The organism is Microvirga sesbaniae (assembly GCF_025460805.1).
In the GTDB taxonomy this organism is placed as follows: Bacteria; Pseudomonadota; Alphaproteobacteria; order Rhizobiales; family Beijerinckiaceae; genus Microvirga; species Microvirga sesbaniae.
On record NZ_JAMXFJ010000008.1, the window covers coordinates 150,096 to 170,321 of the forward strand.

16 protein-coding genes are annotated in these 20,226 nt (G+C 64.6%); 11 read left to right on the top strand and 5 right to left on the bottom strand.

Going from position 1 to position 20,226, the window contains the following annotated elements; genetic code table 11:
• Positions 1-3 precede the first annotated feature (3 nt).
• From cheB to OCW50_RS13850, 8 genes are all read left to right on the top strand, one after another.
• Positions 4-1,080, top strand: a complete 1,077-nt coding sequence (cheB, locus tag OCW50_RS13815) for a chemotaxis-specific protein-glutamate methyltransferase CheB (protein WP_262270366.1) — start codon at positions 4-6, stop codon at positions 1,078-1,080.
• Positions 1,077-2,798, top strand: coding sequence for a response regulator (locus OCW50_RS13820; RefSeq protein ID WP_262297947.1), 1,722 nt, complete (start codon positions 1,077-1,079; stop codon positions 2,796-2,798). Before cheB ends, OCW50_RS13820 begins: the two co-directional genes overlap by 4 nt.
• Before the next feature lie 17 nt (positions 2,799-2,815).
• The gene (locus OCW50_RS13825; protein WP_262297948.1) at positions 2,816-4,714 is read left to right on the top strand and encodes a response regulator; all 1,899 of its coding nucleotides are present in this window, start codon (positions 2,816-2,818) and stop codon (positions 4,712-4,714) included.
• A 236-nt stretch (positions 4,715-4,950) separates the two neighbouring features.
• Entirely contained in the window at positions 4,951-6,552 is a 1,602-nt protein-coding gene (locus OCW50_RS13830; protein WP_262270369.1) for an ABC transporter substrate-binding protein, read from the top strand.
• A gap of 65 nt (positions 6,553-6,617) precedes the next feature.
• Positions 6,618-7,628: an ABC transporter permease subunit gene (locus OCW50_RS13835; RefSeq protein ID WP_173949440.1), complete on the top strand. Its 1,011-nt coding sequence runs from the start codon at positions 6,618-6,620 to the stop codon at positions 7,626-7,628.
• Complete coding sequence (locus OCW50_RS13840; RefSeq protein ID WP_262297949.1) at positions 7,625-8,539, top strand: ABC transporter permease subunit; 915 nt, start codon at positions 7,625-7,627, stop codon at positions 8,537-8,539. The genes OCW50_RS13835 and OCW50_RS13840 overlap by 4 nt, the downstream gene beginning before the upstream one ends.
• A 2-nt stretch (positions 8,540-8,541) precedes the next feature.
• Entirely contained in the window at positions 8,542-9,399 is an 858-nt protein-coding gene (locus OCW50_RS13845; protein WP_262270370.1) for an ABC transporter ATP-binding protein, read from the top strand.
• Positions 9,396-10,223 carry an ABC transporter ATP-binding protein gene (locus OCW50_RS13850; protein WP_262297950.1) on the top strand — a complete coding sequence of 276 codons (828 nt, stop codon included), beginning with the start codon at positions 9,396-9,398 and terminating at the stop codon, positions 10,221-10,223. Before OCW50_RS13845 ends, OCW50_RS13850 begins: the two co-directional genes overlap by 4 nt.
• Positions 10,224-10,229: 6 nt before the next feature.
• Here the strand turns inward: OCW50_RS13850 and OCW50_RS13855 are convergent, their stop codons facing one another.
• Complete coding sequence (locus OCW50_RS13855) at positions 10,230-12,251, bottom strand: AI-2E family transporter (protein ID WP_262297951.1); 2,022 nt, start codon at positions 12,249-12,251, stop codon at positions 10,230-10,232.
• Positions 12,252-12,444: 193 nt separating this feature from the next.
• Here OCW50_RS13855 and OCW50_RS13860 point away from each other — a divergent pair, with 193 nt between their 5' ends.
• Positions 12,445-13,236: a dienelactone hydrolase family protein gene (locus OCW50_RS13860; RefSeq protein WP_262297952.1), complete on the top strand. Its 792-nt coding sequence runs from the start codon at positions 12,445-12,447 to the stop codon at positions 13,234-13,236.
• Between the two features lie 100 nt (positions 13,237-13,336).
• Complete coding sequence (locus OCW50_RS13865; RefSeq protein ID WP_262297953.1) at positions 13,337-15,415, top strand: M3 family metallopeptidase; 2,079 nt, start codon at positions 13,337-13,339, stop codon at positions 15,413-15,415.
• 28 nt (positions 15,416-15,443) lie between these two features.
• On the opposite strand, the gene OCW50_RS13870 is transcribed toward OCW50_RS13865, so the two are convergent.
• The 4 genes from OCW50_RS13870 to OCW50_RS13885 form a co-directional block, all read right to left on the bottom strand.
• On the bottom strand, positions 15,444-15,620 hold the full coding sequence (locus OCW50_RS13870) for a hypothetical protein (RefSeq protein WP_262270374.1): 177 nt from the start codon (positions 15,618-15,620) through the stop codon (positions 15,444-15,446).
• An 87-nt stretch (positions 15,621-15,707) separates the two neighbouring features.
• The gene (locus OCW50_RS13875; RefSeq protein WP_262297954.1) at positions 15,708-16,709 is read right to left on the bottom strand and encodes an aldose epimerase family protein; all 1,002 of its coding nucleotides are present in this window, start codon (positions 16,707-16,709) and stop codon (positions 15,708-15,710) included.
• A gap of 5 nt (positions 16,710-16,714) precedes the next feature.
• Positions 16,715-17,593, bottom strand: a complete 879-nt coding sequence (locus OCW50_RS13880) for an SMP-30/gluconolactonase/LRE family protein (protein ID WP_262297955.1) — start codon at positions 17,591-17,593, stop codon at positions 16,715-16,717.
• 73 nt (positions 17,594-17,666) lie between these two features.
• Complete coding sequence (locus OCW50_RS13885; protein ID WP_262270377.1) at positions 17,667-18,860, bottom strand: amidase; 1,194 nt, start codon at positions 18,858-18,860, stop codon at positions 17,667-17,669.
• Positions 18,861-19,016: 156 nt separating this feature from the next.
• Here OCW50_RS13885 and OCW50_RS13890 point away from each other — a divergent pair, with 156 nt between their 5' ends.
• Positions 19,017-20,222: an ABC transporter substrate-binding protein gene (locus OCW50_RS13890; protein WP_262270378.1), complete on the top strand. Its 1,206-nt coding sequence runs from the start codon at positions 19,017-19,019 to the stop codon at positions 20,220-20,222.
• Positions 20,223-20,226: the final 4 nt, after the last annotated feature.

Here is a 20,226-nt window from a genome sequence, read left to right on the forward strand (position 1 = left end):
GCGATGAGTATGGCGCCTCCTTCGCGGATCCGGGTGATGGTTGTCGAGGATTCCCTCGTCGTCCGGCAGCTGCTCGTCCATATCATCGCCAGCGATCCTCGCCTCGTGGTCGCCGCTGCCGTCGGCTCCGCCGAGGAGGCGCTGCGGGAAATCGGACGCGTGCAGCCTGACGTTGTATCGATGGATATCCGCCTTCCGGGGATGGATGGGCTGGAGGCAACGCGCCGGATCATGTCGGAGCACCCGACGCCGATCGTCGTCATCGCCGACAGCATCGAGGATTCCTCCCTCAAGATCTCGATGAACGCGCTCCGGGCCGGCGCACTCACGGTCGTGGAGAAGCCTGTCGGTCTTTCGAGCGACGGCTATGCCGGAATTGCCAGCACCATCTGCACCCAGCTTTACATCATGAGCCAGGTGCCTGTGGTCCGGCAGCGCTCGTTCGCACCCTGGCGGGAGAGGAGCACCGCCTCCGCTCCCGGGCGCGATCCCGAATGGAGTGCGATGCGCCCGAGCATCATGGGGATCGCCGCCTCCACAGGCGGTCCGCCCGCTCTTGCCAAAGTCCTGGGTGCTCTCCCTGAGGACTTTCCACTGCCGATCCTCCTCGTCCAGCACATGGGGGCTCCGTTCATGGAGGGCTTCGCCTCCTGGCTGAACGGGCTGATGCCTCTGAAAGTCCGCTTGGCGCAGGACCAGGAGATCCCGACGGCCGGCCATGTCTATGTGGCCCCCGGCGACCGCCATCTGCTGCTGTCTCCTGCCGGCACCCTAAGGGTGAGCGTCGAGCCGCCTCTCGGCAATCAGCGGCCGTCCGCCACCATGCTGTTCCGGTCGATGGCGAGATCGGCAGGCCGACGGGGGCTCGGGGTCATTCTCACCGGCATGGGTGAAGACGGCGCGCAGGGCCTCGTCGAGTTGCGTCAGGCGGGAGGCTATGGGCTGGCGGAGGATGAGAGCACCGCCGTCGTCTATGGCATGCCGGCCGCTGCGGCCCGGATGGGCGGCGCCAATGTGAGCCTGCCCCTCGACCTGATCGCCCCCCGGATTCTAAGGCTCGCGCGAGGACAGGGCGAATGAGCACGGGATCCCTTGCGCAGGCCGCCGCGATCCTCCTGGTGGAGGATTCCGAGACTCAAGCCCTGCAGCTGCGCCACATGCTCGAGACGAACGGCTTCAGCGTGTCCTGGCGTTCCACGGCCGAAGCAGCCCTCGACAGTCTGAACGAGAAGCTGCCCGACCTCGTCATCGCCGATTATCATCTGCCCGGCATGAATGGGGACGAGTTGACCCGCCAGATGCGCCTCAACGTGCGCACGCGGGCGATTCCTGTGATCATGCTGACCGAAGCGCGGGAACGGGGCGTCGAGCGTCAAGGCCTGGAAAGCGGGGCGGATGCCTACATCTCGAAATCCGCCGAGCAGGAGCTGATCATCCTGCGGATCAAGGCATTGCTGCGCCGGCGCTCATCCCCCCTGAGCGATGCCAGAGACGAGCGGGAACCGCCGAGCTTCGGCACCTTTCGCCGGGCTTGCATCCTGATCATCGACGACAGCCTGACACAGCGGACCTACCTTCAGAACATGCTGGCCCATGAAGGTTATGCCGTGACTCCGGCCACGGAGCCGGCCGAGGCCCTCCGACTGGTTCGCGCGCCGAATGCCACATGGGACTGCATTCTGGTCAATCTGCTGAGCCCAGGCTTCGATGGGGTCGAATTGTGCCGTCAGCTCAACCTCTATCGCGGTCTCGCGCCGCTTCCGGGCACGGATGCACCGAGCTTTGCCATTGTCGGCTTAGGCAATGAAGAGGGCGGGGATCTGCTTGCGCGTGCCTTTGCGGCCGGCGTGGACGATATCGTTCCCTCGACGGTGGAAGCCGATGTGATGCGGGTGCGCATCCGCGCGCTCGTCCGGCGCAAACTGATGCAGGACGAGAATTGGCGGATCGAGGCGGAGCTCAGCGAGCGGGAGCTGGCTCTCGCAAAGGCCAGGGCGGAGGCCGCCTCGGCGGAAGCGCTGGCCAAAGCCAACAGTGAGCTTGCCGAAGCCAACGATCTCCTGAAAGGCACCCAGGCACAGCTGGTTCAGGCCGCCAAGATGGCCTCCCTCGGGGAACTGGTGGCGGGAATCGCCCATGAGATCAACAATCCGCTTGCCTTCATTCAGGCGCATCAGGGAACCGTCGAGAGGCTTCTTGCCGAGATCGCCGCGAAACTCCCTCCGGAGGCAGGACTGGAGCGGCAGGTGCAGAAGTCGCGCGATCGGGTGGCCGCGATGAAGCTCGGCCTTGCCCGCATCCAGGAGCTCGTGCTCAATTTAAGACGATTTTCCCGCCTGGATGAGGGCGACTTCCAGACCGTCAATGTTCCGGAGTCCATCGAGACCGTCCTGGCCCTCCTGGGGCACAAGCTTGGCACCCGGATCGACGTGCGGCGCCATTACGATGCCGTCCCCGACCTGTATTGCTCGCCGGCTCTTCTGAACCAGGTCGTCATGAACATCGTCGGCAATGCTGCCGATGCGATCAAGGGAACCGGCGGCATAGACATTGAAACTGAGAGCAACGAGACAACCTATACCATCAAGATCAGCGATACGGGGCCGGGCATTCCGGGGGAATTGCGGGAGCGCATCTTCGAACCGTTCTTCACCACCAAGCCCGTCGGGTCTGGAACTGGACTCGGCCTGGCGATCGCATATAGCGTCGTTCAGGCCCACAAAGGGTCGATTGCGGTGGATTCTGGCTCCCTGGGAGGCGCCCGCTTCACGATCACGATCCCGAGGCATACTGTTTGATGACCTTGCCGAGCGAGATGACTTCAACCCATGGCACGATTCTGGTCGTCGACGACGAGCCGGACATCCTGATCGCGCTCGAAGATCTGTTCGAGAACGACTACCGGGTCCTGACGGCCTCGTCGCCGGTCCAGGCGCTCGACATCATCCGGCAGGAGCCTGACATCGCCATCATTATCTCGGATCAGCGTATGCCCGAGATGCAGGGTGACGAGTTCCTGGCAAAGGCCCGGCACGAGACCGATGCGGATGCGATCCTTCTCACCGGCTATGCGGATCTCAAAGCGGTGATCGGTGCGGTGAACAAGGGTCGGATCATGGCTTATGTTCCAAAGCCCTGGGATCCAGCCGCCCTCTCGAACATGGTCGCTGCGGCCTACCAGCGGCGCGTGCTGGCCCGCAAGCTCGATACGGAGCGCGCACTCCTGCGCGGGCTGATGGAAAGCACCGGCGACCTCATCTCGTTCAAGGATCTGGACGGGCGTTTCGTCCGCCTCAACGCCAGCAAGGCACGAAGCCTCGGCTGCCATTCGGAAGACTGCCTAGGGCGCAAGGAGCGGGACTACGTGGCACCGGAACGGGCCACGATGATCGAGGAGGCGGAGCGGCGAGCGATCGCGGCACGAATTCCCGATGAAGTGATCGAGGAGCGGATTGCTCCCGACGGTACGACGCAATGGTTCCTGATCAATCACATCCCGATCCTCGACGAGGCGGGACATGTGACCAATCTCGCGACCATCGAGCGCGACGTCACCGAGCGCAAGCTGATGGAGATGCGTTTGCGGCAAGCGGACAAGATGCAGGCCCTGGGAACGCTTGCCGGCGGCGTCGCGCACGATTTCAACAACCTCCTGATGGCCGTCCTCGGCAGTCTGGATCTCGCCTCGCGCCGTGCACCCGACGACCCCCGGCTGACCCGCCTGCTGCAGAATGCCACCTATGCGGCGGAGCGCGGCGCCTCCCTGACCCAGCGGCTGCTCAGCTTCAGCCGCCAGCGCGACCTGCGGTTGCAGACCGTGGACGTGAACCAAGTCATCACCGGCATGAACGACTTGCTGACGCGAACCCTCGGCGGCGTCATCCGGATCGAGCGGCGCCTTCAAGACGGTCTGTGGACCGCCATGGTCGATCCGGATCAACTCGAACTCGCGATTCTCAACCTGTGCATCAACGCCCGTGATGCCATGGCCGAAAGCGGGGTTCTTACGCTCTCGACCCGCAACGAGACATTGGACGAAGGACGGATCCCCGAATTGAGCGGAGGCGAGTATGTGGTGATCTCCGTCACGGACACCGGAAGCGGGATTCCACCGGAGGTGCTGACCAGGGTGCTCGAGCCGTTCTTCACCACCAAGGAGGTCGGCAAAGGAACAGGTCTCGGTCTCCCGATGGTCTATGGACTGGCCCAGCAATCCGGCGGCACCGTCACGATTCGAAGCACGGTCGGAGAAGGGACGACCGTCGAGCTTTTCCTGTCCCGGGCGGTTGTCGAGCCTGAGGAGGGAGCCCGCGAGGAAGAAGCTGTTGCGGCGGATTCCCCTAGGGTGCGCATCCTGCTCGTCGATGACGATGCGGAAGTAAGAACCGTGACTGCCGCCTATTTGACCGAATTGGGACACCGTGTCGTTGAGGCCGCCGACGGATCATCGGCCCTCGACATCCTCAAGGCGGACAACCGGCTCGACCTCCTCATCGCCGATTTCGCAATGCCCGGCATGACCGGAACCGACTTGGCCGATCAGGCACGCGGGATTCGGCCCGACCTGGGCATCCTGCTCGTGACCGGGTATGCCGATCCCAAACGGCTTCCGGAGAGCTATCTGCGGCTCCACAAGCCCTTCAGCCGCGCCGACTTGGCGCTGAAGGTGGCCGAAGCGGCCCGTCTGGGGCGGGATGGAAGCGCAACAGCCTGAGGGATGCTCGGGCGGATTGTGCAAAGTCGCTCTTGAGCCAATTCGACCGAAAACAGACCAAAATCGCGGAAATTTGACGCTCTGGCGTTCGATTCCGGCTGCCGTCACGGCAGAAAATGGTTAATTTTCTTTAAAAGTTATCCATTGTTGCATGGACAGATTGACATTATCGGGGCTTCGCACCTTAACTCCGTCACAGAACGGCCACGAGTAGAGCCGTCTCAGAGGACTAGGTAATGAAAAAATCAGCCCTTTTCGCAGCCATCTGCGTTCCGGCCTTCTTGGCCGGCGCTCCGCTGGCCGCCAAAACCCTCGTCTACTGCTCCGAGGGCAGCCCGGAAAACTTCTATCCCGGCATCAACACCACCGGCACGTCGTTCGACGTGAACGAGCACATCTACGACAACATCGTGGATTTCGAGCGCGGCGGCACCCAGGTGGTTCCCGGCCTCGCCGAGAAATGGGACATTTCGGCTGACGGCACGGTCTACACCTTCCACCTGCGCAAGAACGCGAAGTTCCATTCCAACAAGAACTTCAAGCCGACCCGCAACCTGAACGCCGACGACATCGTGTTCATGATCGAGCGTCAGTGGAAGGAAGACAATCCTTACTTCAAGGTCACGAGCCCGAACCATTCCTACTTCACCGACATGGGCATGCCGTCCCTGCTGAAGTCGGTGGAGAAGGTCGACGACTACACCGTCCGCATCACGCTCAACCGGCCTGAGGCCCCCTTCCTGTCGAACCTGGCCATGCAGTGGGCCGGCGTCCAGTCGAAGGAATACGCCGACGCCATGATGAAGGCCGGCACTCCGGAGAAGATCGACCAAGAGCCGATCGGCTCGGGCCCGTTCTATCTGGTCCAGTACCAGAAGGATGCCATCGTCCGCTTCAAGGCCTTCCCGGAATATTGGGGCGGCAAGGCGAAGCTCGACGATCTCGTGTTCGCGATCACCCCGGACGCCTCCGTCCGCTGGGCGAAGCTCCAGAAGGGCGAATGCCACGTCATGCCGTATCCGAACCCGGCTGACCTCGAGGCCATGAAGAAGGATCCGAACGTCACGGTCATGGAGCAGGCCGGCCTCAACATCGGCTACCTCGCTTACCAGACCACGAAGAAGCCGTTCGACGATGTTCGCGTCCGCAAGGCCTTCAACATGGCCATGAACAAGAAGGCGATCGTCGACGCTGTGTTCCTCGGCTCGGGCGTTCCCGCCACGAACCCGATCCCGCCTTCCATGTGGTCGTACAACAAGTCCATCAAGGACGACGAGTACAACCCTGAAGCGGCCAAGAAGCTCCTGGCCGAAGCTGGCTATCCCAACGGTCTCGAGACCGATCTCTGGGCCATGCCGGTTCAGCGCCCCTACAACCCGAATGCGCGCCGCATCGCCGAGCTCATGCAGGCCGACCTCGCCAAGATCGGCGTGAAGGCCGAGATCAAGAGCTTCGAATGGGGCGAGTACCGCAAGCGGGCCCAGGCCGGCGAGCACCAGATGGCTCAGCTCGGCTGGACCGGCGACAACGGCGACCCGGACAACTTCCTGCACACCCTGCTCGGCTGCGCCTCGGCCCAGAGCGCTTCGGGTTCGAACATCGCCAAGTGGTGCTACAAGCCGTTCGACGATCTCGTCACGAAGGCGAAGGTCGTGACCAACCAGGCCGAGCGCACCAAGCTCTACGAAGAAGCTCAGAAGATCTTCAAGGAGCAGGCTCCCTGGTTCACGATCGCTCACGCCGTGCAGTTGAAGCCGGTCCGCAAGGAAGTCGTGGATTTCAAGCTCTCGCCGTTCGGCCGCCACACCTTCTACGGCGTGGATCTCAAAGGCAAGTAAGCTAATCCCTTCAACCCTATGGCGGAGCGGCTTCTCGAGCCGCTCCGCCTTTTTACGTTCAGACGATGCTCAGATTCATTTTGACCCGCGTCAGCCTGATCATTCCGACCTTCATCGGGATCACGCTGCTGGCCTTCTTCCTGATCCGCCTGGTGCCGGGCGACCCGATCGAAACACTCGCCGGCGAGCGCGGCATCGACCCCGCCCGCCACGAACAGCTCCGTAAGGAATACGGCTTCGACAAGCCGATCATCGTTCAGTACGGTATCTATCTCACGCGTGTCCTGCAGGGCGATCTCGGCAAGTCGATGATCACGCAGGAACCCGTCATCAACGAGTTTTCGTCCCTGTTTCCGGCAACCGTCGAGCTGGCGCTCTGCGCCATCATCTTCGCTCTCGTGTTCGGTCTGCCGGCAGGCATCATCGCGGCCATCCGACGAAATTCGATCTTCGATCACGGGGTGATGGGCATCTCGCTGACCGGCTATTCCATGCCGATCTTCTGGTGGGGCCTCATCCTCATCCTCGTGTTCTCGGTGCAGTTCGACCTGACGCCCGTCTCGGGCCGGATCGACGTCCTCTATTACATCGAGCCGATCACGGGCTTCCTGCTGATCGACACGCTGCTCTCCGACGAGCCGGAGGCCTTCTGGTCGGCGGTGAACCACCTGATCCTGCCCACCATCGTCCTCGGCACCGTCCCCCTGGCCGTGATCGCCCGCATGACCCGCTCGGCCATGCTGGAGGTGCTCGGCGAAGACTACATCCGCACCGCCAAGGCCAAGGGCCTCCCGCGGCTCCGGATCGTGGCTCTGCATGCCCTGCGCAACGCCCTCATTCCGGTCGTGACGGTGATCGGCCTGCAGGTGGGCGTGCTGTTTACCGGCGCCATCCTGACGGAAACCATCTTTTCCTGGCCCGGGGTCGGCAAATGGCTCATCGATGCCATCTTCCGGCGCGATTATCCGGTGCTGCAGGGCGGCGCCCTTCTGCTCGGCGTTGTCGTCATGAGCGTGAATCTTCTCGTCGACCTTGCCTACGGGCTCATCAATCCTCGCATCAGGCATACGCGATGACCACTGAAACCATGGAAGCCCCGGCCGTCGCCGCTCCCACGGCCACCCCTCCCCACCCTCTCCGCGAGTTCTGGAGCTACTTCAGCGCCAATCACGGGGCCGTCGCCGGCCTCGTGGTGATCGTCGCTGTCGTGCTCGTGGCTCTCCTCGCCGACGTGCTCGCGCCTCACTCGCCGTACCTTACGGACACATCCATCGCCCTGAAGCCTCCGTTCTGGCAGGAGGGCGGCTCGCTGACCTATCCGCTCGGGACGGACCCCATCGGCCGGGACATTCTCTCGCGCATGATCTACGGGGCGCGGCTGTCCCTCCTCATCGGCATCGTGGTGGTGGCGGTCTCCATCGTCCTGGGAACGGTGCTCGGCCTCGTGGCGGGCTTCTTCCGGGGCCTGACCGAGATCTTCATCATGCGCCTGATGGACATCGTCCTCACCCTGCCGAGCCTCCTGCTCGCCATCGTGATCGTGGCGGTGCTGGGTCCGGGCCTGATGAACGCCATGCTGGCGGTGGCCCTGGTGATCCTGCCGCATTACGTGCGTCTGGCCCGTGCGGCGGTGATCACCGAGACTTCGAAGGACTATGTGACGGCAGCCCGCGTCAGCGGCGCGGGAACGTTGCGCCTGATGTTCAAGGAGGTGCTGCCGAACTGTACCGCTCCGCTGATCGTGCAGGCGTCGCTCGGCATCTCGACCGCCATTCTGGACGCGGCGGCGCTCGGGTTTCTCGGCCTTGGCGCGCAGCCCCCGTCTCCGGAATGGGGAACCATGCTGGCGGATGCCCGCGAATTCGTGCTCCGCGCCTGGTGGGTCGTGACCTTCCCGGGACTGGCCATCCTCATCACGGTGCTTGCCTTCAATCTTCTGGGCGACGGGTTGCGCGACGCCCTGGATCCGAAACTGAAAAGGTCCTGATCATGGCACTTCTCGAAATCGAGAATCTCGTCGTCGAGTTCCAGACTTCGGCCGGCATGTTCCGGGCAGTCGACGGCGTCTCGCTCAAGGTCGACGAGCGCGAGGTTCTGGCCATCGTCGGCGAATCCGGCTCGGGCAAGTCCGTTTCCATGCTCGCCGTCATGGGGCTCCTGCCGTGGACGGCCAAGGTGACCGCGGACAAGATGGCGTTCAATGGCCGCGATCTTCTGCGGATGTCGGATTCCGAGCGCCGCAAGATCGTCGGCAAGGATATTGCGATGATCTTCCAGGAGCCGGTCGCAAGCCTCAATCCTTGCTACACGGTCGGCTTCCAGATCGAGGAGGTGCTGCGTTTCCACCTTGGTCTCGGACGATCGCAGCGGCGTGCGCGGGCCATCGAACTGCTGACGGCGGTCGGTATTCCCAATCCTGCCGAGCGGCTGAACTCGTTCCCGCATCAGATGTCGGGCGGCCAGTGCCAGCGCGTGATGATCGCCATGGCGATCGCATGCAATCCGAAGCTGTTGATCGCCGACGAACCGACCACGGCCCTCGACGTCACGATCCAGAAGCAGATCCTCGACCTGCTCGTGAAGCTTCAGGCCGAGCACGGCATGGGCATGATCATGATCACTCACAACATGGGCGTGGTCGCAGAAACGGCCGATCGCGTCGTGGTTCAGTACAAGGGGCGCAAGATGGAAGAGGCCGACGTGCTGTCGCTGTTCGAGAATCCGCGAAGCAACTACACGAAGGCTCTCATGGCCGCGCTGCCGGACAATGCGACGGGCGACCGTCTGCCGACCATCGCCGATTATTTCAAGGACGGAACCGAGATCGCCGGAGCGGCCGTATCATGAGTGTTGTTCTCGAAGCTCGAAACATCGTCCGGGACTATCATGTCGCCGGCAGCCTCTTCTCCAAGGGCAGGACCGTTCACGCGGTCAAAGGCGTGAGCTTCACGGTGGACAAGGGCAAAACCCTCGCCATCGTCGGGGAGAGCGGCTGCGGGAAATCGACGCTCGCACGCATTCTCACCCTGATCGATCCGGCCACCTCCGGTGATCTCTTCATCCAGGGGAAGAAGGTCGATATCGCGAAGGGCGACCTCACGAAGGACCTTCGGCGCGAAGTGCAGATCGTGTTCCAGAATCCCTATGGCTCGCTCAACCCCCGCCAGAAGATCGGCGACGTGCTGGGCGCTCCGCTGGTGATCCACGGCAACGTCCCGGCGGACGAGCGGCGGGACCGGGCCATGGCCATGCTGAAAAAGGTCGGACTCGGCGAAGAGCATTACAACCGCTATCCGCACATGTTCTCCGGCGGTCAGCGCCAGCGCATCGCGATCGCCCGGGCCCTGATGCTCAATCCGAGCCTGCTCGTTCTCGACGAGCCGGTTTCGGCCCTCGATCTTTCGGTCCAGGCTCAGGTATTGAACCTGCTGGCGGATCTCCAGGACGAGTTCAACCTCACCTATGTCTTCATCAGCCACGACCTTTCGGTGGTCCGCTACATCGCCGACGAGGTGATGGTGATGTATTTCGGCGAGGCGGTCGAATACGGCACGCGCGACGAGGTGTTCTCCGATCCGAAGCACGACTACACCAAGACGCTCTTCGCGGCGACGCCGCGGGCGGATCCCGCGAGCATCAAGGCGCGGCTGGCGCGCAAGCGGGCCGCCTGAGAGCGATCACGCCGGCAGCGGCAGCCGCCTGGCTGCCGTTGCCTCTTCGACGGCGGACGTATTGGCCCCCTCCGGCACCTTTTCCTCGCCGCTCGCCACTTTCAGGCACTGCACCACCGCATCCCTCAGGGACGAGACATAGTAGTCGGCGCCGAGCGTGGCGCGCATCGTCTCGCTTTTCAGCACCGCGTCCTCCGCCGGCCAGAGACCGACCAGGGTCGGGGCTTTCGCCTTTTGCTTCAGGCGCCGCAGCAGATAGCGCAGATGGGCCGGCGTTCCGCTGATCTCCAGATAGCTGATGCACACCATCTGCACGTCTGTCATGTCGAGGTTGAAGATCTCCCGGCGTGACACGGCCGAATGCGGCACGACCCGGGTGCCGAGCCCATGCTTGCTCAGGAGCTGCGCGAGCATCTCGGAGGCGGCCTCGTCGAGCGGCCCGCGGCCGGCAACGCACAGGACGGCCCCATCGGCCCGCCAAGCCTCGGGGATATGTCCCTCCGGCGGCATCGGCGGCACCACCGCCGGCTCCTTGATGGCAGGCTTCTCGCTGGCGGGCGCCGCGACCGGATCATCCTTCGTCTCGCGCGGATGAGGATCCACATCGTCGTGGGGAGCGAGATCCTGCACGAGGGCCCGGATCACGTCCTTGACCTGATCGAGCTGGCGCTGGGTGAGAACCCCGCGCGTCGCATCGTTTGCGGCGAGCTGAAGCCCTCTTAACGCGACCTCGTCGTAGTAGGAGGTCAAGGAACGCTCCTTCAGCAGGAGCTCCGCCGAATCCAGCGCCTCGTCCGGATCGCCGGCCAGCATGCGCTGGTACAGGTTCTCGGCCGGCGTCAGAGCGGGCCTGTCGCCCAGAAGGACATCGAGAAATTCCAGGCGCTCCACATGCCGGCCCAGGACCACGAGGCAAAGGGTCAAGGGCGTGGCGATGAGAAGGCCCACGGGCCCCCAGAGCCAAGTCCAGAAGATCGCCGAGATCACGACCGAGAAGGGCGAGAGACCCGTGCTTTGCCCATAGACGACGGGCTCGATCACATGGCCCATGAGGGGTTCGCCGATCAGGAACAGGGCCATGGCCATCAGCGCCATGGACCAGCCGGGATCGACGGCAGCGGCCAGGAGGATGGGCGGCAGGGCTGCGACGAACGATCCGATATAGGGCACGAACCGCATCAGCGCGGCGAAGACGCCCCACAGGATCGGGCTCGGCACGCCGATGGCCCAGAGGCCCAGGGCCGCCACGACGCCGAAGGAGGCGTTCAAGGCGAGCTGGGTCAGGAAGTACCGGCTGAGCCGGCGCGCAGCATCGTCCATGGCCACCGTCGTCCGGTGGAGGTCGCTCGCCCCGAACAGGCGAATCATCCGGTCGCGCAGATCTTCCCGCTGCATGAGGATGAAGACCAGGACCACGAACACGATGCCCGTCGTGGCCAACGGCTCGAGCACCGGAAGCAAGACGTCCCGGGCCATCTGCATCGGTGTGGGCTCGGGTTCATGGACCTCGACCGGAAGGGGGCCGGCGTCCTGAGGCTCCTGTGCCGGTGCCGCCGTAGGAGCCGGCGACGCGGGCGCCTGGCCGGGCGGCGGCTCCGCAACGGCCCGGTCGAAGCGACGGCCGAAATCTTTCAAGAGGCTCGGCAGCTTTCCGAGCGTTCCCTCGCGCAGGGACCCGATCTTCGATTCGATCGTGGTCTGATAGCGCGGCAGGTCGCTGGCGAGACCCGCCAGCTGGAAGCCGATGACGGTGCCGAGGGAGATGATGATTCCAAGGGCGACCAGCACCGCGATGATGACGGACGGGACGCGTCCGAGGCGCCACCGGCGCAGCACCTCGACGAAGGGCGCCAGCACGAACGCGAGGAGGATCGCCATCACGACAGGCAGGAAGACGTCCTGTCCCACATAGAGCGCAGCCAGCACCACGACCCCGACGGCCAGGGTCATGAGGCCGGAGAGGCCTGGGACGCCGGGAGGTTCGATCTCCGTCTCCGTGGGGGGCGTGGTGTTGGGGCCAGGGCGCATTCGAGGGATCTCTGCTGAGTCGCGAGACACTCTCGCCGACGTGCAAACAACGCCCTCGGCGGCCAAACGATCCTTGAGCGTAGCAATATGGCCCGACAGCTGGCGGGACGCTGGGACCTTTTGCCATCTGAAAGCACGGGGATCCGGTCCCCATCTCAACGGAACCCCATCGGATCCCCGACCCTCGACATCCATGCCGCTCACCCGACGCAATCTCCTGATCGGTGCAGCCCTGGCTGCCTCTCCGACCGCCCACGCCCTCCAAAGCAAGCCCAGCAAAATGCCCGTCATCACCCAGCGAAACAGTTTCAAGAGCGGCGGCAAGGCCATTGCCGTCGAAACCTTCCAGATGGATGGGACCGCCTCCCGCCCGGCCGTTCTCATGCTGCATGGCGCAGACGGCCTGAGCTATAACGGCCAATATCGTGAGGGTGCGCGGGACGTCGCGGCCGCCGGCTATCAGGTTCATCTCGTCCATTATCTCGACCGCACCGGCGAAAGGCGGGCCTCGTTCGGCACCCTGTTTCAGAACTTCATGCCCTGGATGAGCACGGTTCAGGATGCGCTCGCCTTCGCGTCGGGTCATCAGGGTGCCGACCCACACCGGATCGGCATCGTCGGGATCTCGCTCGGAGCCGCGCTGGGCCTTGCGGTCGCGAGCACGGATCCGCGCGTGAAGGTCCTTGTGAACTATTTCGGACCGCTGCCGCAGGGTGCGATCGCCACGACGTCCCGGCTGCCGCCGACCCTGGTCCTGCATGGCTCCGCCGATCCGATCGTCCCGGTGGCGAACGCCTATGCGGTCGAGGCGCTTCTGCGCCAGCAGAACGTGCCACACGAGATCAAGGTCTATCCCGGACAGGGTCACGGCTTCAGGGGTGCGGCGCATGACGACGCGACGGCGCGATCCCTGGCGTTCCTCCGGCGGCATCTCGCCGGCACGACGGCTCCGGCGGACACCGGCCCTCTTCCCGCAGACGGATGACGCAATTAAGACTAGAGCATCTTGATGCGGCGTATCGTTCGGGGCGGACCCAGAGGGCCGCACGATGCGCTAGACCCTCGATTCAAAGACAGGAGCGATCATGACGGCTTCAGACGCGGCACTCGCGGGCAACCCCCTTCTCACGCAGTGGACCACGCCCTTCGGCCTTCCTCCGTTCGAGAGCATCGCGCCGGAGCATTACAAACCTGCCTTCGATGCCGCGCTGGCCGAACAGCAGGCACAGATCGCCGCCATTGCGGACAATGCGGAGGAGCCCACCTTCGCCAACACCATCGAAGCCCTGGAGACGAGCGGACGGACGCTGAAGAAGGTCGGCGGCGTGTTCTTCAATCTGGCGGGCTCGCACACCAACGACGCGATTCAGGCGGTGGAGCGCGAGATGGCGCCGATTCTCGCCAAGCACCGCAACAGCATCTTCATGAACGAGGCGCTCTACAGGCGCGTGGCGGCGCTCTACGAGAAACGCGACAGCCTCGGGCTCTCGGCCGAGCAGGCTCGTGTCCTCGACCGCTACCACACCATCTTCGTGCGCGCCGGAGCAAGGCTCGGGCCTGACGAGAAGAAGCGGCTCGCGGCCATCACCGAGCGGCTCGCGAGTCTCGGCACGCAGTTCTCGCAGAACGTCCTGGCCGATGAAAAATCCTACCAGCTCGTCCTCGACGGCGAAGCCGATCTCGAAGGCCTGCCCTCCTTCCTGCGCGAGGCGGCCGCGCAGGCTGCCGAGGAGCGCGGGCTGAAGGGCAAGCATGTGATCACCCTCTCCCGGTCGAGCATTGAGCCGTTCCTGCAATTCTCCAAGCGGCGCGACCTGCGCGAGCAGGCCTTCAAGGCCTGGGCGGCGCGCGGCGACAACGGCGGTGCGACCGACAACAAGGCGATCATCGCCGAGACGGCGGCCCTGCGGGCCGAACGCGCGAAGCTCCTCGGCTACGAGACGTTCTCCGACTTCAAGCTCGCCGACACCATGGCCAAGACGCCCGACAACGTGCAGAAGCTCCTGAACGACGTCTGGTCGCCGGCGATCGCCCGCGCCAACGCGGAGCGGGACGATCTGCAGGCCCAAGCTCAGGCGATCGGCGACAACATCGTCATCGAACCCTGGGACTGGCGCTACTATGCCGATCAGGTCCGCATGGCCCGCCACAACCTCGATGAGGCGACCATCAAGCCCTATTTCCAGCTCGACCGGATCATCGAGGCGTCCTTCGAGACGGCGCAGCGCCTCTTCGGTCTCAGCTTCCAGGAGCTGAAAGACTTCCCGCGCTACCACCCGGACATCCGCGCCTGGCAGGTCGTGGATGCAGGCGGCCGCCCGATCGGCACCTTCATCGGGGATTACTTCGCACGGCCTTCGAAGCGCAGCGGCGCCTGGATGAGCGCCTTCCGGTCGCAGGAAAAGCTTACCGGCGATGTTCGGCCGATCATCGTCAACGTGATGAACTTCGCCAAGGGCGCTCCCGGCGAGCCGTCGCTCCTGAGCTTCGACGATGCCCGCACGCTGTTCCATGAATTCGGCCACGGCCTGCACGGCCTGCTCTCGGACGTGACCTATCCGCTGCTCGCGGGCACGGCGGTATCGACGGATTTCGTCGAGCTGCCGTCGCAGCTCTACGAGCACTGGCTCTCGCAGCCAGGGATCCTTCGCCGCTACGCGACCCATTACCGGACCGGCGAGCCGCTCCCCGAGGAGCTGCTCGAGCGCCTCATGGCCGCGCGCAACTTCAACCAGGGCTTTGCCACGGTGGAGTACCTGGCCTCGGCCTTCGTCGATCTCGCGCTTCACCGGCGCCGGGATCTGAGCAACCTCGACGTCTCGGCTTTCGAGGCGGAGACGCTGAAATCTATCGGCATGCCGCGCGAGATCATCATGCGCCACCGCACGCCGCACTTCACGCACGTGTTCTCCGGCGACGGCTATTCCTCGGGCTATTACAGCTATCTCTGGTCGGAGGTTCTGGATGCGGACGCCTTCATGGCCTTCGAGGAGACGGGAGACGCCTTCGACCGGGACATGGCGGCCAAGCTGAAGCGTTTCATCTACGCGGCCGGAAACCTGCGCGATCCGGCCGAGGCCTATATGGCCTTCCGCGGGCGCCTGCCCACGGCGGACGCTCTTCTCGCCAAGCGCGGATTGGCTCCGATGGTCGAAGATGCGTGATCCCGGCCGACGGGCCTAAAAAGGCCCGTCACACCGACCCTGCTGTGAGTTCTTTCGACCGTCTCAGGGCGTAGAAGCGGATCTTGACGATGCGGGACGCCTCCCTGGGAGGCGCCTGAGGGGTCGGGACAGGACGCAGAACGCTCTTCAGGAAAGCCGCTCCCTTCGGATCGATCTCCAGGGCTTTCGCATCGAGCACCGGCATGAGGGACTGTCCCTTCTTGGTTCGTGTCGGACCGGAAACGCAACGCCTACAAAGAAGAACAATTCTGTTACAGCAAAGTTCCCGTCATCAGCCGACAAACCGGAGTTCGCTCACCTGCCGGGACACTTGGCCGGGCGGCAGGATAGACGATGGAAAATGGGCTTTATTGGGGCTGTCGGGGAAACGCTGCGGCTCCAGGCAGAGCCCGCCATGGCGCCCGTATCGGGCACCGTCCAGTCCCTGGACCGGGATGTCGATGAGATGGCCGTCATAGAACTGGACGCCGGGCTCCGTCGTCCACAATTCCATGGCGAGACCGTTCCGGCGTGAAGCGAGGGTCGCGGCATGGCGAAGCTCGCCATAGGGTCCGCGCAGAACGTAGTTGATGTCGTAGAGGGTGTGCTGATTCCCGTGGACCGGCCTCGGAGCCGTGAAATCGTAGTCGGTCCCGGCAACGGCCGCGATCTCCCCCGTCGGAATGAGATCGGGCCGGGTGGGCGTGATGAAATCCCCTGCGATCGTCAACTCGTGCGAGGAAATGTCCGGGCTGCCGTCGAGATTGAAATAACCGTGCGTGGTCAAATTGACCGGGGTGGGCTTGTCGCTCGTCGCCTCGAGGGCGATCCGGAGGCGCGATCCAGGCAGGAGCCTATAGGTGCAGGTCGCCACGAGGCGGCCCGGATAGCCCATGTCGCCATCGTCGGAGACGAGGCCGAGGGTCAGGCTGCCCGCTCCGTGATCGAGGATGCTCCACAGGCGCGTGCCGAATCCCATCGTGCCGCCGTGAAGCTGGTTCTCGCCTTCGTTCGCATCGAGCCGGCAGGTCTCGCCGTTCAGGGTGAATTGCGCCTTCCCGATGCGGTTGCCATAGCGCCCGACGATGGCGCCGAAATAGGGAGAATGGGCGACGTAATCCTCGATGGAATTGAGGCCCAGCACCACGCGCTGGGAGCCTCCCGCCAGGGGCACCGTCAGGTCCCGCACCACGGCGCCCCATGTGAGGACCTTCATGCCTATGCCGTCGGGTCCCTGCAGAGAGACCTGGAAAACATCTTGGCCGTCGAGGGTGCCGAAACGTTCGATCGTCATGATTCCTACCCCTCGAAGAGATGAGCCTGCAGGCCGCGGATCCCGGTCTCGACCTTGAAGAGGTGGCCGGCCATCACGTCGATATGCGGATCGCGGCCGATGGAGGCCGTCGTGATGTACAGGGTGGTCAGGTCCGGCCCGCCGAAGGCGCATTTCGTCACCTGGGCGGTCGGAACCGGTACGATGCGCTCGATGGACCCGTCCGGCGCGAAGCGCGTGACGCGCGAGGCGCCCCAATGGCAGACCCAGACATGGCCCTCTGCATCCACCGCCATGCCGTCCGGATGGGCCCAGCCCTCCTCGAAGCGGACGAAGGGGCGCGGCTCGCCGATCCGCCCTCTCTCCGCGTCCAGGACATACACCGTCCCGTCGATCGTATCGGTCGCATAGAGCCTCCGCCCGTCGGGGCTGAAGGCCGGTCCGTTGGTGACGATGATGCCGGAATGGAACTGGGTCAGTTCCTTGCCGTCCCAGCGCCAGAAGGCGCCGGAGCCCTCCTTCTCCTCGTCGTCCATGGTGCCGAAATAGATGGCGCCGTCCGGCCCCACGTGACCGTCGTTGATGCGGTTGTTCGGCTTGTCGCTGTCGGGGGACACGAGGGGCTGCACATCGCCGGTCCTGAGGTTGAACCGGGCAAGGCCCGACTTGAAGCCCGCGATGACCACGTCCTCATCGGGCGTCAGCGCGATGAAGCCCACCCGCTCGGGCGCGTCGATGCGGAAATGCTCCTTTGTTTCGGGATGGTAGCGCCAGACGCCCGGGTTCTTGATGTCGACCCAGAAGAGCGTGTTCGAGCGGTGGTCCCAGACCGGCCCCTCGCCCAGGACGCAGGCGCTCGCGACCGCCACATGGGGCGTTTCCGGATGAACGGCTGGATGTGTCATGATTTTCCCCTTGTGAGGCGGTGTGTGCTTCCCGGCTCCTGCCGGTAACTCCGGCCGCGCGGGATGGGTCCCGTCAGTCGGCTGCGCCGTCCGCGATTCGCTGCGCCAGAGTGACGAGGCTCATGTCGGAACCGGCGGGCCCCATGAGGGACAGCCCCAGCGGGGCACCCGAGCGGGAGGCCAGTGGAATCGACACCTGGGGCAGGCCCGACAGGACCGACAGGCAGAGCAGATTCAGGGCGTTGTTGCGATAGTCGTTCAGCGCCTCGTCGCTCTCCGAGAGCAGCGGCGCGACATCCGGCATGGTCGGCAGGATCAACACCGCATCGGGGGCGAGGAGCGCGCCGAACCGCTTGCGGAAGGCCGCCCGGATCACCTGGGCTTCCGTCACCTGGACGTCGGTCACGGCCTGCGAGAACGCGAACCGGTCGGCCACGCCCGGACCGAGAGGCGGCCTGTAGCGCTCGATCATCGGACCGTCGACGGTCCAGGCTTCCCGGCTCTGGATGTAGCGCATCGTCCAGTAGAGCGCCGTGAAACCTTCCGTCGCCGCCTCGACCGGCTCGGGGGTGCCCAGCACGGCCTCCGTCCGGCGCAGGGCCGGCGCCAGGGCGTCCTGGACCTCTCTGCCGAGCAGAGCGAACGCATCCCGGGCCAGGAGCACCCGCGGGCTCTGCGGCAGGGGATGGCGGTCGGGGCCGAGCAGGACCTCGCCGACTCTGGCGAATGTGGCGCCGTCGCGGGTGAAATAACCGCAGGTGTCGAAGGAAGGCGCCAGATCATGACAGCCCTCGAGGCTCACCCGCCCGTGGGTGGGACGGATGCCGAAAAGACCGCAATGGCTCGCCGGTGCCCGGACCGAGCCTCCGGTGTCGGTGCCGAGGGCAAAGTCGCACAATCCGTTCGAGACGGCCGCGGCCGATCCCGAGGACGAGCCGCCGGGAATGCGATCGGGCGCCCCGCCGTTCACCGGAGTGCCGAAATGGGCATTCTTGCCGCTCATGGAAAAGGCAAGTTCGTCCGTGATGGTCTTGCCGACGAGACGGGCGCCCGAATCAAGGAGCGTCTGCACCGTGGGGGCCGTCCGGGTCTTGATGCCCGACATGGCGAGCATGTGGGGCGATCCCGCGCTGGTGGGATAGCCCGCCACGTCGAACAGGTCCTTGGCCGCGAAGGTTAGACCCGACAGCGGCCCGCTCGGGGCGTGGGGGACTGGAACGGCCGGATAAGGCATGAAAGCCCGGGCAGGGTCGCGGTCGAGGAGCATGGGACCTGTCGATGTTCAAGGAACGAAGGCGGCGAATGTGTCATTGCTCCCCGGGCTCGAGCAAGGCAGGAATTCACGGAGCTTGGCAATTTGGTCTTTCTTCGAACCTGGATTGGCCCTAAATCCACGCAGGCTCTCGATGGCAAGGAACACGCAATGGTGAAGATTTCCGCGATTCGCTGGCTGGCGCTCGGCGCAGTGCTCGCGCTCGGAGCACCGGCGGTCCACGCGCAACAGGCTCCGATCAAGATCGGCGAGCTGAATTCCTACGCCCGGCAGGCGGCCTTTACCGTCCCCTACCGCAATGGCTGGCAGCTCGCCCTCGACGAGATCAACGCCAAAGGCGGCGTTCTCGGCCGCAAGATCGAAATCGTCTCCCGGGAGGACGGCGCCACCACCGGCGACGCCACCCGCGTGGCCGACGAGCTCGTGACCCGCGAGGGTGCGATTCTCCTTTTCGGCTCGTTCCTGTCCAATGTCGGCGTCGCGATGGCCGATTATGCCAACCAGAAGAAGATCGTCTACATCGCGGCCGAGCCCCTGACCGATGCCATCACGATGGCGCAGGGCAACCGCTACACCTTCCGCATCCGGCCCAACAACACCATGCAGGTGGGCATGCTGGTCGATCAGGCGAAGGCCTCGGGGGCAAAGCGCTGGGCCATCGTGGCGCCCAATTACGAGTATGGCCAGTCGGCCGCGCAGGCGTTCAAGCGTCTCATCCAGGAGCGCGTGCCCGGCGCGCAGATCGTCGTCGAACAATATCCGGCGCTCGGCAAGATCGAGGCCGGCGCGACCGTCTCCGCCATCGAACAGGCCAAGCCCGACGGCATCTTCAACGTGCTCTTCGGCCCGGATCTCACCCAGTTCGTCCGCGAGGGCAACACCCGCGGGCTCTTCGAGGGCGCAACGGTCCTCTCGCTCCTCACGGGGGAGCCCGAATGGCTCCTGCCCCTGAAGGACGAGGTGCCGGAAGGCTGGACCGTAACCGGCTATCCCTGGGACCAGATCACGGAGCCGAAGCACAAGGCCTTCGTCGACGCCTACCGGGCCAAGTACAACGACACGCCCCGCCTCGGCTCGCTCCTCGGCTACATGGTCGTGTACATGATCCGCGACGCCGTCGAGCGGGCGGGCTCGACGGACACCGAGGCGATCATCAAGGCGCTGGAAGATGCGAAGTTCGACACGGTCATCGGCCCTGTCACCATGCGCGGCATCGACAACCAGTCCAGCATGGGCGCCTGGGTCGGCAAGCTTGTGCTCAAGGGCGCCGCCGGCGGCATGGCGGACTGGGCCTACAAGGACGGCACGTCGTTCATGCCGACCGAGGCCGAGGTGAAGGCGGTGCGGAAGGATTAGAGGA

What these genes read in the sequence shown, in the direction of transcription:
- OCW50_RS13830 (WP_262270369.1), top strand. Translation starts at nt 4,951, where the DNA reads ATGAAAAAATCAGCCCTTTTCGCAGCCATCTGCGTTCCGGCCTTCTTG.
- cheB (WP_262270366.1), top strand. Translation starts at nt 4, where the DNA reads ATGAGTATGGCGCCTCCTTCGCGGATCCGGGTGATGGTTGTCGAGGAT.
- OCW50_RS13825 (WP_262297948.1), top strand. Translation starts at nt 2,816, where the DNA reads ATGACTTCAACCCATGGCACGATTCTGGTCGTCGACGACGAGCCGGAC.
- OCW50_RS13865 (WP_262297953.1), top strand. Translation starts at nt 13,337, where the DNA reads ATGACGGCTTCAGACGCGGCACTCGCGGGCAACCCCCTTCTCACGCAG.
- OCW50_RS13840 (WP_262297949.1), top strand. Translation starts at nt 7,625, where the DNA reads ATGACCACTGAAACCATGGAAGCCCCGGCCGTCGCCGCTCCCACGGCC.
- OCW50_RS13870 (WP_262270374.1), bottom strand. Translation starts at nt 15,620, where the DNA reads ATGCCGGTGCTCGATGCGAAAGCCCTGGAGATCGATCCGAAGGGAGCG.
- OCW50_RS13880 (WP_262297955.1), bottom strand. Translation starts at nt 17,593, where the DNA reads ATGACACATCCAGCCGTTCATCCGGAAACGCCCCATGTGGCGGTCGCG.
- OCW50_RS13835 (WP_173949440.1), top strand. Translation starts at nt 6,618, where the DNA reads ATGCTCAGATTCATTTTGACCCGCGTCAGCCTGATCATTCCGACCTTC.
- OCW50_RS13820 (WP_262297947.1), top strand. Translation starts at nt 1,077, where the DNA reads ATGAGCACGGGATCCCTTGCGCAGGCCGCCGCGATCCTCCTGGTGGAG.
- OCW50_RS13885 (WP_262270377.1), bottom strand. Translation starts at nt 18,860, where the DNA reads ATGCTCCTCGACCGCGACCCTGCCCGGGCTTTCATGCCTTATCCGGCC.
- OCW50_RS13855 (WP_262297951.1), bottom strand. Translation starts at nt 12,251, where the DNA reads ATGCGCCCTGGCCCCAACACCACGCCCCCCACGGAGACGGAGATCGAA.
- OCW50_RS13845 (WP_262270370.1), top strand. Translation starts at nt 8,542, where the DNA reads ATGGCACTTCTCGAAATCGAGAATCTCGTCGTCGAGTTCCAGACTTCG.
- OCW50_RS13875 (WP_262297954.1), bottom strand. Translation starts at nt 16,709, where the DNA reads ATGACGATCGAACGTTTCGGCACCCTCGACGGCCAAGATGTTTTCCAG.
- OCW50_RS13860 (WP_262297952.1), top strand. Translation starts at nt 12,445, where the DNA reads ATGCCGCTCACCCGACGCAATCTCCTGATCGGTGCAGCCCTGGCTGCC.
- OCW50_RS13850 (WP_262297950.1), top strand. Translation starts at nt 9,396, where the DNA reads ATGAGTGTTGTTCTCGAAGCTCGAAACATCGTCCGGGACTATCATGTC.
- OCW50_RS13890 (WP_262270378.1), top strand. Translation starts at nt 19,017, where the DNA reads ATGGTGAAGATTTCCGCGATTCGCTGGCTGGCGCTCGGCGCAGTGCTC.